Genomic DNA, 11,706 nt, shown 5'->3' on the forward strand with positions numbered 1-11,706 from the left:
TGCCCGCTGAGCGGCGCTGCGCTCAGGGCTGGGAAGCGATGGCCTTCTCGATCGCCGCCGTGAACGCCGGATCATCCGGCTTGGTCAGGCTGGTGAAACTAGCCACCACCTTGCCTTGGCGATCGACCACGTACTTGTAGAAATTCCACTTCGGCGCGCTGCTCTGGCTGGCCAGCTCCTTGAACAGCGGCGTAGCGTCAGCGCCGCGCACCGGCTGAGCTTTGGTCATGGTAAAAGTCACGCCGTAGTTGGCGTAACAGACCTTGGCTGTTTTCTCGACATCGGCGTCTTCCTGCTTGAAGTCATTGGAGGGCACCCCGAGCATTTCCAGGCCCTGCTCGTGGTACTCCTTGTAGACACTCTCGAGCCCTTCGAACTGCGGAGCAAAGCCGCAATAACTGGCAGTGTTGACCACCACCAGTGGCTTGCCGGCAAAGCGTTCGCAGAGATCAATCTGCTCCTTGCCACGCAGTTCCGGCAGCGTGCCCTTGAGCACAGCCGGGCAATCGGCGGCCAGGGCATTGGCAGCGGCGGCCAGGGTCAATAGCGGAACCAACATCCAGCGTGTGCGCATCTTCTCTCTCCCTCGATCGTGCCTGGAGAAATCAGAGTACTCCTAGCACACGCTCATGCCCAACTGCATCAATGCAAGACCACCCTCATGCCAACCCCACCAGGCCAGCGCCAGCAGCAACAGTGCGGCAAGGCCAAGCAAGGTGCGAATCGCCACAGAGCTCATGCCGCTTGCGCCTGCAAGCGTGCTACCGGGCGCTCGCGTACCGGCCAGTTGAGCGCGGCAGCGAGCAGGCTGAGCAGGATGGAAATCTGCCAGACCAGGTCGTAGTTGCCCGTCTGGTCATACACCACCCCGCCCAGCCAGCCACCGAGAAAGGCACCCAACTGGTGGAACAGGAAGACGATGCCGCCCAGCATCGACAAGTTACGCACACCGAACAAGGTGGCGACGGTGCCATTGGTCAAGGGCACGGTCGACAGCCACAGCAGGCCCATGGCGATGCCGAACAGGTAGGCGCTGAATGCGGTGATAGGCGCCCACAGGAACAGTACGATGACCACTGCGCGCAACAGGTACAGAGCGGTCAAAAGGCGCGGCTTGGACATGCGCCCGCCGAGCCAGCCGGCGGTGTAGGTGCCGACGATATTGAACAGCCCGACCAGCGCCAGCACCGTGGTACCGATGGTGGCGGGCAGGTGCTGGTCGACCAGGTAGGCCGGCAGGTGCACGCCGATGAACACCACCTGGAAGCCACAGACGAAAAAGCCCAGGGCCAGCAACCAGAAGCCCGAATGCGAGCAGGCCTCGCGCAGGGCCTGCCCCAGCGTCTGCTCGTTGCCTTCGCTGGGCAAAGGACGATCACGCAGCAAACCCACCAGCGGCACGATAAAGGCCACCAGCAAACCCAGCACCAGCAATGCGGCCGACCACCCGAGCCAGCCGATCAGGCCCAGGGTGCCAGGCAGCATGGCGAACTGGCCGAAGGAGCCTGCGGCGCTGGCTATGCCCATGGCCATGCTGCGTTTCTCTGCCGGCACAGCCCGGCCGACCACCCCCAGAATCACCGAGAATGACGTGCCCGACAGGCCGATACCGATCAACAGGCCGGCACTGAGCGACAGACTAAGGGGCGAGTCGGACATGCCCATCAGCACCAGGCCGACGGCATAGAGAACACCACCGACCAGCACCACTTTGGCCGCGCCCAAGCGATCAGCCAGAGCCCCGGCAAACGGCTGGGCCAGACCCCAGATCAGGTTCTGCAGGGCAATGGCAAAAGCGAACACCCCGCGACCCCAGCCAAAGTCGGCACTCATCGGCGCGAGGAACAGGCCAAAGCCATGCCGCACACCCAGCGACAACGCCAGGATCAGTGCCGCCCCGAGGAGAATCCACCCGCTGGTTCGCCATACCGATGTCATTGTTGTTGTCTCCAGAATGCCGCAAGGTTATGCGGGTATATACCCGCTTATAATCGTTAGAAACTCAGGCCAGCATCTCCAGCAGGCGCACCAGTTCGTCGCGCTGGCCTTCGCCGAGCGTCTGAATCAAGTCGCTCTGCGCCTGCTCCCAGGCAGGTTCTGCCGCCTGCAGCCGGGCCCTGCCCTGCTCGCTGAGCAGGACGATGCGATTGCGCAGGTCTTGCCCTTCGGCCAGAGCCACCAGGCCATCGGCTTCCAGCACCCGCAGGTTGCGCCCCAGGGTGCTGCGATCCAGACCCATGGCTTCAGCCAGGGTGGAAATACTCGGTTGATCCAGACGGCGCAGGTGGCGCAGCAGGGAAAACTGCGCGACATTGATCCCGAAGCCTTCAAGGGCTTCGTCGTAGTGTCGGCTCACCCCGCGGGCGGCACGACGCAGGTGGGTGCAGATGCATTCGCTGGTCAACATAATGCGTGTATATACCCGCACCTGGGCAACTGCAAGCCTTTTGTTAAACGCTTACAGCACCAGGGCGAGCAGGACCGTCAGCTCCAGCAGCTCCAGCAGCGCCCCGGCGGTATCACCGGTGGTACCGCCCAGGCGACGCACCATCAAGCGCCGCAGCCAGGCGAAGACCAGTGTGGCCACTGCCAGCACCCACAGCCCTTCGAGCCCTGCCAGCAACCCACAAAGCAATGCGCTGGCCAGCAGCACGAACGTGCCCGCCCTACGCGGCAAGTGGTCAGCAAGCGCCTGGCCCAGCCCCCCGCTACGCACATACGGCGTGCAGAGGAACAAGCCCAGCAGCGCCGCACGCCCGATCAGCGGCGCAAGCAACAGCAGCAGCCCCTCACCACGCTCGACCAGCGCCAGCAAGGCACAGAACTTGAGCAGCAGCACCAACACCAGGGTAACCACGGCAATCGGCCCGCTGCGCGGGTCTTTCATGATCAGCAGGGTGCGTTCGCGATCACCGAAACCACCCAACCAGGCATCGGCGCTGTCGGCCAGGCCATCCAGGTGCAAAGCGCCGCTGAGCAGCACCCAGACACTGAGCAGCAGCGCAGCGTGGAGCAGCAACGGACTGCCCGCCAGCAGCGCGTTCAGCCCCCAGAGCACTGCCCCGAACAACAGCCCCACCAACGGGTAGCACAGCAACGAGCGGCCCATTTGCTCCGGCGCCGGCATGCCCGTCAGGCGCACCGGCAAGCTACTGAGAAACTGCAGGGCAATCCAGAAGGGCAGCATCTCAGGCCACCTCACGCAGACCGCCATCCGCCGAAAGCGCCAGGCGATGCAAGGCACCGTGGGCCACTTCGACCTGCAGCAACTGTTCACGGGGCAAGCCACGGGCGCTGGCCAGCAGCAGCCGCATCACGCCACCATGGGTAACCAGCAGCAGGTGCTTGCCGGCATGTGCCTGGTACAAGTCGCCGATGGCCTGCAAGACTCGTTCGGAGAAAGCCGCCACTGGCTCGCCGCCTGGCGGTGTGTAAGTGTAGGGGTCCGCCCAGAATTGGCCGAGTTCGGCTTCGTGGGTGAGCATCAGGTCTGCCGCACTACGCCCTTCCCACTCACCAAAATGCAGCTCTTGCAGCCCCGGCGCCAGGTGCATTGGCAGATTCAACTGCGCGCTCAGTTCTTCGGCAAAGCGGGCACAGCGCTGCAAGGGTGAGCTGACCAGCGCATCCCAAGGGCCACCAGCCTTCACCGCTGCGCGCATCTGCGCCCAGCCCTTGGCGGTCAGGGCATCGTCGAGGCTGCCGCGCAGGCCGCCGCCCAGTTCGGTTTCACCGTGGCGCAGCAGGTCGATGATCATGCCGGGCGGTCCGCTACCGCAGCTTCTGCAAAGGTCGCCATCTGCCCGTGCAGGTCACAGGCCAGGCGCAACACCGGCACCGCCAGCGCCGCGCCACTGCCCTCGCCCAGGCGCAGGCCCAGCTCCAGCAGCGGCTCGGCGTCGAGCTCAGCGAGCACCCGGCGATGCCCCGGCTCGGCACCGCGATGACCAAACAGCAGCCAGTCGCGACACCCCGGATTGATGTACGTGGCCACCAGAGCGGCGACCGTACAGATGAAGCCATCCACCAGCACGGCGACACCGGCCTGGGCGCAGCCCAGATAGGCACCGACCAGCGCGGCGATCTCGAAGCCGCCAAAACAGAACAGGCGCTGCAGCGGGTCGTCGCCCAGCGCTGCATGCTGCTGCAATGCACGCTCGATAACCTCGGCCTTGTGCCGCACACCGGCGGCGTCCAGCCCGGTACCCGGACCGCTGAGCTCAGTCGCCGGACAGCCGAGCACGGCGCAAGCCAGGGCACTGGCGGCAGTGGTGTTGCCAATGCCCATCTCGCCGCCGATAAACAACCGGGCACCGCTGGCAGCCGCGCGCAAGGCACTCTCGCGCCCGCCCTGCAGGGCCAGTACACCTTGCTCGTAGCTCATCGCCGGCACCTGGGCGAAGTTCGCCGTGCCAGCGCCAAGGCGCAGGTGGCGTACCCCCGGCAGTTCCAGGGCCAGGTCGATGGTACCCAGGTCGATCACTTCGAGCTGGGCACTCAGCTGGCGCGCCAGCACGCTGATGGCGGCGCCTCCGCTGACGAAGTTGTGCAGCATCTGCCCGGTCACCGCTTGCGGATAGGCCGAGATGCCTTCGGCGACCACGCCATGATCGCCGGCAAAGATCGCGATCCAGACCTGCTCAACGCTGGGTTTGAGCTGGCCTTGCAAACCGGCCAATTGCACCGCCAGGTGCTCCAGGCGGCCCAGCGAGCCAGCCGGCTTGGTCAGTTGCTGTTGACGTGCCAGGGCCTGTTCGCGAACAGTCAGGTCAACAGGACGACAGGCTTCAAGCCACCAGGTTTGACTCATAGTGCAGGTCCTTTCAGGGTAAGCGGCAGGCCGGCGACGCTCAGCACCACGCGCTGGCAGCGCTCGGCGATGGCCTGGTGCAGCCAGCCGGCTTCATCGACGTAGCGGCGGGTCAACTCGCCCATGGGCACCACACCCAGGCCGGTTTCATTGCTGACCAGGATGATCTCACCCGGCAACTGCGCCAGGCAGTCGAGCAGCGCCGTGCGTTCAGCCACCAGGCGCTCGGGGTTGTCGAGCATCAGCAGGTTGGTCAGCCACAAGGTCAGGCAGTCCACCAGCAGGCAGCGCTCGGCGCTGGCAGTGGCACGCAGCACATGGGCCAAGTGCAGCGGCTCTTCGATCAATGCCCACTGCGCCGGACGCCGCTCGCGGTGCAATTGCACCCGCGCGTTCATCTCGCCATCGAGCGGTTCGCTGGTGGCAATATAGGTGACGGCTAGGCCGCTGTGCTCGGCCAGTTGTTCGGCCAGGCGGCTCTTGCCCGAACGGGCGCCGCCAAGAATCAGGTTGAGCATGTCAGTTCAGTCCGCAGAGTTGGCGCAGGCGCGCGGTGTCCAGGTGCTGCTCGACCAGGTCGGCCAGGCGCTCGATGTCGCGCTCGCGCAGGGCGTGATAGTCGATCTGCTCGACCTCCTGCAGCCCGGCCCAGCGCAACAGTGCCGCGCAAGAGTGCGGAGCCTCGAACAGGCCATGCAGGTAGGTGGCAAGGACCTGCCCGTCAGCGCTGATGGCGCCATCGGCGCGGCCATCGTCCAGTTGCACCGCCGGTTGCTGCAGTGCCGGCCCCCGGGTCACCCCGGCATGAATCTCGTAGCCACTGATAGCTGCCTGTTCCAGCTGCAAGGTACCGGCGACATTACGCAGCTGCTTCTGGGCCTCAAGCACGGTGACAAACTCCAGTAACCCCAGGCCATCACTGGCCCCCGCCGGCCCTTCCAGACCCAAGGGGTCTTCCACCCGCTGGCCGAGCATCTGCAGCCCGCCGCAAATCCCCAGGACCTTGCCGCCATAACGCAGATGGCGACTGATCGCCTCGTCCCAACCACGCTCGCGCAACTGCGCCAGATCGCCGCGCACGCTCTTGGAGCCGGGCAGGATGATCAGGTCGGCCGGCGGAATCGGCTGGCCGGGGCCAATGAACTGCAAATCGACCTGCGGGTGCAGGCGCAATGGATCGAAATCGGTGTGGTTGCTGATACGCGGCAGCACCGGCACTATGACCTTGAGCTGGCGTTCGGCCTTGATGCCCTGGCGCTGGTCGATGCCGTCCTCGGCTTCCAGGTGCAGGTCCATCACATAGGGCAGCACCCCCAGCACCGGCTTGCCGGTACGTTCTTCGAGCCAGTCCAGGCCTGGCTGAAGCAAGGCGATATCGCCACGAAAACGGTTGATGACAAAGCCTTTGACCCGCGCCTGCTCGCTTGGCGAGAGCAACTCCAGGGTGCCGACCAGGTGAGCGAAGACCCCGCCACGGTTGATGTCGGCAATCAGAATCACCGGGCAATCTACCGCCTCGGCAAAGCCCATGTTGGCGATGTCGCCGGCGCGCAGGTTGATCTCGGCCGGCGAGCCCGCACCCTCGACCATCACCACCGGATAAGCCGCGCTCAGGCGCTGATGAGAGGCCAGTACGGCCTGCATGGCAATGACCTTGTAGTCGTGATAAGCCACGGCGTTCATGCTGGTGACCGCGCTTCCATGGACGATCACCTGGGCACCGGTGTCGCTGTTGGGCTTGAGCAGAACCGGGTTCATGTCGGTGTGCGGCGCCAGGCCAGCGGCCTGGGCCTGGACGGCCTGGGCCCGACCGATTTCGCCCCCGTCAGCGGTGACTGCGCTGTTGAGCGCCATGTTTTGCGGTTTGAACGGCACCACGGCCACGCCTTGACGCCGCAGCCAGCGGCACAGCGCAGTCACCAGGGTGCTTTTGCCGGCATCGGAGGTGGTGCCTTGCACCATCAGGGTGGTCATGGCTGTTCCTTGGTGTATTCGCTCAAAGCCTGGGCCAGGCGCTGGAAATCCGCTTCGCAGGCTGGCAGGCCGAAGCGCAGGCTGAGTGGTTGGCTGAACAGGCGCACAAGAATGCCGCGCCGGGCCATGAATTCATGCAGTTGCACCGCCTGCTCGGTAACCAGGTACTGGAACAGGTCGCAACTGCCATGAGGGGCAAAACCGGCCCCGCCGAGGATTGCGGCCAGACGCTGGCTGGCCGCGGCGCAACGGACAATCTGCTGCTGATGCGCGGTGCTATCGAGCAGGCAGGCCTGGCCAAGGATGCGGGTCGGACCGCTGATGGTCCAGGGCCCGAGCTGTTCGGCCAGCAGTTGCAACAGCTGGCGCTGCGCCAGGACAAACCCCAGGCGCACGCCGGCCAGGCCAAAGAACTTGCCGAACGAGCGCAGCACGATCAGCCCGGGGCGCTCGGCATGCGCGGCGATACTGTGCTGTGGGGTGTTGTCCATGAACGCTTCATCGACCAGCAACCAACCGCCACGGCGGGCCAGGCGCTCATGCCATTCCAGCAGTTGCTCGGCACCGATCAACTGCCCGGTGGGGTTGTTGGGGTTGACCACCACCAGCACGTCGAGGCTGTCGAGGTAGTAATCGACCTGCTCTTGCGACAATTCACGCACCCGGTGCCCCGCACGGCGCCAGCCTTCGGCGTGTTCGGCATAACAGGGCGACAGAACACCGACCGTGCCGGGGCGGCGCAGCCGTGGCAAGGCCTGGATTGCGGCCTGGGAACCGGCCACCGGCAGCAGTTGCTCGACCCGGTAATACACACAGGCCGCCTGTTCCAGACCATCGTCGGTTTCCGGCAAGCGTGCCCAGGCACGCAACGGAATCTCGGGGATTGCATAGGGCCAGGGGGCAATGCCGCTGGACAGGTCCAGCCAGTTTTCGCGGGAGATACCGTATTGCTGGACTGCGCGTTGCAGGCGACCACCGTGTTCAAGCATAGAATTCAGCCCCCAGGCACAGCAACAGCAGCCACAACCACACACCCTGGCAGACCAGACGCCAGCCGCGCTCGATAGCCTCGGCATCGGCCTGTGGACCTTCGCCCAGTTGCGGGCGCTCATGCAGCTCGCCGTGATACACCGCCGGGCCGCCCAGCTCGACGCCCAAGGCGCCGGCCCCGGCCGCCATCACCGGGCCGGCGTTGGGGCTGTCCCACAACGGCGCCTGGCGCCGCCAGCAACGCAGGGCCAGGCGGGTCTTGCCTAGCAGTGCGTAGGTCAATGCCACCAAGCGCGCCGGAATATAGTTGAGCAGGTCATCGATTTTCGCAGCGGCCCAGCCAAAACGCTCGAAGCGTTCATTACGATAGCCCCACATCGCGTCCAGGGTATTGCTCAGGCGGTAAAGCACCACCCCGGGGACACCGGCGACGACAAACCAGAACAACGCGGCGAACACCGCATCGCTGCCGTTCTCCAGCACCGATTCGGTGGCAGCGCGAGCCACGGCGGTTTCATCGAGCTCGCGGGTTTCACGGCTGACCAGATAGCCCACCCGCAGCCGGGCCTTTTCCAGATCACCCTGGCGCAAGGCCTCGGCCACTGGCGTCACGTGTTCGCCAAGGCTGCGCAGGCCCAAGGCGCAATACAGCGCCAGCACTTCAACCAGCCAGCCAATGTACGGCAGCCAGGACAGCAGCATGGCGAGGAAGGTTAGCGGCACCACGGCCAGGAACCAGGCCGTAACCCCATGACTGCGCCAGCCACGCCCGCCGGCATTGAAACGTTGCTCCAGGCGCGCAGCCATGCGCCCGAACGCTACCAGTGGATGCCGGCGTTTAGGCTCACCCAGCAGCCCATCCAGTGCCACCCCGGCCACCGTCAGCAAGGCCACACTCATCAAGACTCTCCCCACTGGTTCTCATACAACAATTCGTGCAGCGGCTGCGCCGTGGCCCAGCCCTCGAGCACCAGCATGGGCGCCGGGTAGAATTCTTGCACCGGGCCCAGGCACAGGATCGCCAGCGGCTTGGCGCCGGCCGGCATGCCCAACAGCGTGGCCAGAGCCTGGGGCTCGAACAGCGACACCCAGCCCATCCCCAGGCCTTCGGCGCGGGCCGCCAGCCAGAGGTTCTGGATCGCACAGGACAGCGACGCCAGGTCCATTTCCGGCAAGGTGCGGCGGCCGAAGATATGCGCGTCGCGCTCATCCATCAGCGCAGCGACCAGCAGCTCGGCGCAGTCGTTGATGCCCTCGACCTTGAGTTTCATGAAGTCGTCTGAGCGCTCACCTAACGCCTGCGCGGTGCGCAGCCGCTCCTCTTCGACCAGGGCCTGGATACCCTGGCGCAATTGCGGCTGGGTAATGCGAATAAACCGCCAGGGCTGCATCAGGCCGACGCTGGGGGCCTGATGCGCAGCCTCAAGCAGGCGGGCGAGCAACTCAGGGGCGACTTCGCCACCACTGAAGTGGCGCATATCACGGCGCTCGCCGATGGCGCGGTAAACCGCAGCGCGCTCGGCTGCGCTAAAAGCATGTTCGTTCATGGACACAACAGCGCCGCCGACGCCTGGGGGTTGGAAGCAAAGTAGAAATGCACGTAGGAAGCGGTCAGCCGGCCGCGGCGGTACACCGCCTCGGCGCCCCGGCCACCGTTGGGGCTCTGGCCACGGGCAATCGGTTCAAGCTCGGTGCTGGTCAGCGAATGATGGTAGGTGTGCCCGCGCAGGGTGCCTTCCGGCAGCTCTACTGCTTGCAGGGCCAGGGCGGCCAGGCGCTTCTGCATCACCGCCTCGCCAGCCAGCAGGCCAAGCAGCTCGGCGCGCTCGCCGGCCACATCGGTCAGGGCATCGAGCAGGTAGAGCATGCCGCCGCATTCGGCGAGCAACGGTTTACCGGCGTGATGGTGGGCGCGAATGGCGTCGAGCATCGGTGTGTTGGCAGCCAGCGCCTGGTGATGCAGCTCCGGGTAACCACCGGGCAGGTACAGGCTGTCGGCTGGCGGCAAGCTTGCGTCATGCAGCGGTGAGAAGAACGCCAGCTGCGCACCCATGCCGCGCAACAGGTCGAGGTTGGCACCATAGGTAAAGGCAAAGGCCTCGTCACGGGCAACCGCGATGCGCACGCCTTGCAGCAAAGGCTCGATGGCAACTTCACTCGGCGCTGCGAAACTCACCGCCGGCGGCAAGGCCGCATCGCAGCTGGCGCCCAGGGCAGCTGCAGCCGCATCCAGGCGCGCATCGAGGTCGTTCAGCTCGCTGGCCTGGACCAGCCCCAGGTGGCGGCTCGGCAGCTCGATGCCGGTTTCACGCGACAACCCACCGTACCAGCGCAGCCCTTGGGTCAGGCTGCCTTCAAGCAACTGGGCATGGCGCAAGGTACCGACACGGTTGGCCAGCACCCCGGCAAACGGCAGGTCCGGCTGATAACGCGCCAGGCCCAGGGCCAGCGCACCGAAAGTCTGAGCCATGGCCGTGCCATCGATCACCGCCAGCACCGGTACGCCAAAATGCCGGGCCAGGTCGGCGCTCGATGGCGTGCCATCGAACAAGCCCATGACCCCTTCAATCAGGATCAGGTCGGCCTCGGCCGCCGCTTCCCACAACAGCCGACGGCTCTCCTGCTCGCCGACCATCCACAGATCAAGCTGATACACCGGCGCGCCGCTGGCGCGCTCGAGGATCATCGGGTCGAGAAAGTCCGGGCCGCACTTGAATACCCGGACCTTGCGGCCCTGGTTGCGATGCAGGCGCGCCAGCGCGGCAGTCACCGTGGTCTTGCCCTGGCCGGACGCCGGTGCTGCGATCAGCACCGCCGGGCAATGGCGCGCATCACTCATAGTTCGACGCCCTTCTGGGCGCGAATGCCGGCCTGGAAGGCGTGCTTGATCATACCCATTTCAGTGACGGTGTCGGCCAGTTCGATCATTTCATCCTTGGCCGCACGACCGGTGACAATCACATGCTGCATCGGCGGGCGGGCCTGCAGGTCGCTGAGCACCTGGTCCAGATCGAGGTAGCCATGTTTGAGGGCGATGTTCAGCTCATCGAGCAGCACAAAGGCGATCGACGGGTCCTGGAGCATCTGCCGCGACACCGCCCAGGCGGCTTCGGCAGCGGCAATGTCGCGCTGGCGGTCCTGGGTTTCCCAGGTAAAGCCCTCGCCCATCACGTGGTAACGCACCTGCTCGGGGAAGCGCCGGAAGAACAGCTCTTCGCCGGTGCTGTTGCGGCCCTTGATGAACTGCACCACACCGCACTGCATGCCGTGGCCCATGGCCCGGGCGAGCATGCCGAAGGCCGAGCTGCTCTTGCCCTTGCCGTTGCCGGTGAGCACCAGCAGCAAACCGCACTCATTAGGGGAATTGGCAATGCGCTCGTCGATCACGGCCTTCTTGCGCTGCATGCGCGCCAGGTGGCGTTCGTCGCGCTCGGTGGATTCAGTCATGAGGTTCTCCGCAAACCACTGTCGGCCGACCCGCACGAGCATGGCAGCCCATGGCTGCGCAAAGGATGCGAAGGAAACGGCGTGACAGATGAATGGATATGGCAGACGGAAAACGCGCAGGGCTGCGGCACAGGCCGGAGGATCCGCGCATCACCCTCCGTGATGCCGTTGACTGTTGCAGGCCGGTCTCCGGGCTTGTGAGCGGGGCCATGAACACCCGGGACCGCGCGCCTTCCCGGGTTGCAATCCCAGTGGCCCTGCGCGGCCTTGACTCACCTACCGTTGCGGGGGCAGCGCCGGATTCGCGCGCCCTGCGCGCCCACCGGCTTCCCTGTTTCACCCTGCCAGGCCATAGCCTGCAGAGCACCTGAAACAAGTCGCGAAGGTTAGAGGGTTGCACCCGGAGCGTCAATGAAAGGCGCCGAACTGGCCTGGATCAATGGCGCCTTTGTCATCTTGTGCAACACTGACTTCAGTGATATCAA

The 11,706-nt window shown here is 65.3% G+C and carries 14 protein-coding genes and 1 riboswitch; all 14 genes read right to left on the reverse strand.

The annotated features are described in order from the left end of the window. Positions 1-22: 22 nt before the first annotated feature. The 14 genes from M5G17_RS07815 to cobO all read right to left on the reverse strand — a co-directional run bounded on the left by M5G17_RS07815 (position 23) and on the right by cobO (position 11,221). Complete coding sequence (locus M5G17_RS07815) at positions 23-574, reverse strand: glutathione peroxidase (protein WP_273892393.1); 552 nt, start codon at positions 572-574, stop codon at positions 23-25. Between the two features lie 42 nt (positions 575-616). Beyond that, positions 617-739 carry a hypothetical protein gene (locus M5G17_RS07820; RefSeq protein WP_273892394.1) on the reverse strand — a complete coding sequence of 41 codons (123 nt, stop codon included), beginning with the start codon at positions 737-739 and terminating at the stop codon, positions 617-619. Beyond that, positions 736-1,938 (reverse strand): MFS transporter, encoded by a 1,203-nt coding sequence (locus M5G17_RS07825; RefSeq protein ID WP_273892395.1) that lies wholly within the window; start codon positions 1,936-1,938, stop codon positions 736-738. The genes M5G17_RS07820 and M5G17_RS07825 overlap by 4 nt, the downstream gene beginning before the upstream one ends. Before the next feature lie 64 nt (positions 1,939-2,002). Next, on the reverse strand, positions 2,003-2,407 hold the full coding sequence (locus tag M5G17_RS07830) for a MarR family winged helix-turn-helix transcriptional regulator (RefSeq protein WP_273892396.1): 405 nt from the start codon (positions 2,405-2,407) through the stop codon (positions 2,003-2,005). Positions 2,408-2,458: 51 nt separating this feature from the next. Continuing rightward, on the reverse strand, positions 2,459-3,187 hold the full coding sequence (locus tag M5G17_RS07835) for an adenosylcobinamide-GDP ribazoletransferase (protein ID WP_273892397.1): 729 nt from the start codon (positions 3,185-3,187) through the stop codon (positions 2,459-2,461). 1 nt (position 3,188) lies between these two features. Then, the gene (gene cobC / locus M5G17_RS07840) at positions 3,189-3,758 is read right to left on the reverse strand and encodes an alpha-ribazole phosphatase family protein (protein ID WP_273892398.1); all 570 of its coding nucleotides are present in this window, start codon (positions 3,756-3,758) and stop codon (positions 3,189-3,191) included. Beyond that, positions 3,755-4,810, reverse strand: a complete 1,056-nt coding sequence (gene cobT, locus M5G17_RS07845; RefSeq protein WP_273892399.1) for a nicotinate-nucleotide--dimethylbenzimidazole phosphoribosyltransferase — start codon at positions 4,808-4,810, stop codon at positions 3,755-3,757. The genes cobC and cobT overlap by 4 nt, the downstream gene beginning before the upstream one ends. Continuing rightward, entirely contained in the window at positions 4,807-5,328 is a 522-nt protein-coding gene (gene cobU, locus M5G17_RS07850; protein WP_273892400.1) for a bifunctional adenosylcobinamide kinase/adenosylcobinamide-phosphate guanylyltransferase, read from the reverse strand. Before cobU ends, cobT begins: the two co-directional genes overlap by 4 nt. Position 5,329: 1 nt before the next feature. Further along, positions 5,330-6,784, reverse strand: coding sequence for a cobyric acid synthase (locus tag M5G17_RS07855; RefSeq protein WP_273892401.1), 1,455 nt, complete (start codon positions 6,782-6,784; stop codon positions 5,330-5,332). Next, positions 6,781-7,773: a threonine-phosphate decarboxylase CobD gene (gene cobD, locus M5G17_RS07860; protein WP_273892402.1), complete on the reverse strand. Its 993-nt coding sequence runs from the start codon at positions 7,771-7,773 to the stop codon at positions 6,781-6,783. The genes M5G17_RS07855 and cobD overlap by 4 nt, the downstream gene beginning before the upstream one ends. Next, the gene (gene cbiB / locus M5G17_RS07865) at positions 7,766-8,674 is read right to left on the reverse strand and encodes an adenosylcobinamide-phosphate synthase CbiB (RefSeq protein ID WP_273892403.1); all 909 of its coding nucleotides are present in this window, start codon (positions 8,672-8,674) and stop codon (positions 7,766-7,768) included. The genes cobD and cbiB overlap by 8 nt, the downstream gene beginning before the upstream one ends. Beyond that, positions 8,674-9,327, reverse strand: a complete 654-nt coding sequence (bluB, locus tag M5G17_RS07870; RefSeq protein ID WP_273892404.1) for a 5,6-dimethylbenzimidazole synthase — start codon at positions 9,325-9,327, stop codon at positions 8,674-8,676. Before bluB ends, cbiB begins: the two co-directional genes overlap by 1 nt. After that, positions 9,318-10,613: a cobyrinic acid a,c-diamide synthase CobB gene (locus M5G17_RS07875; protein WP_273892405.1), complete on the reverse strand. Its 1,296-nt coding sequence runs from the start codon at positions 10,611-10,613 to the stop codon at positions 9,318-9,320. Before M5G17_RS07875 ends, bluB begins: the two co-directional genes overlap by 10 nt. Beyond that, positions 10,610-11,221 carry a cob(I)yrinic acid a,c-diamide adenosyltransferase gene (cobO, locus tag M5G17_RS07880; protein WP_273892406.1) on the reverse strand — a complete coding sequence of 204 codons (612 nt, stop codon included), beginning with the start codon at positions 11,219-11,221 and terminating at the stop codon, positions 10,610-10,612. Before cobO ends, M5G17_RS07875 begins: the two co-directional genes overlap by 4 nt. Positions 11,222-11,384: 163 nt before the next feature. Next, positions 11,385-11,607: riboswitch (cobalamin riboswitch) on the reverse strand. Positions 11,608-11,706: the final 99 nt, after the last annotated feature.

The sequence above is a fragment of the Pseudomonas rubra genome (genome assembly GCF_028656935.1).
GTDB lineage: Bacteria > Pseudomonadota > Gammaproteobacteria > Pseudomonadales > Pseudomonadaceae > Aquipseudomonas > Aquipseudomonas rubra.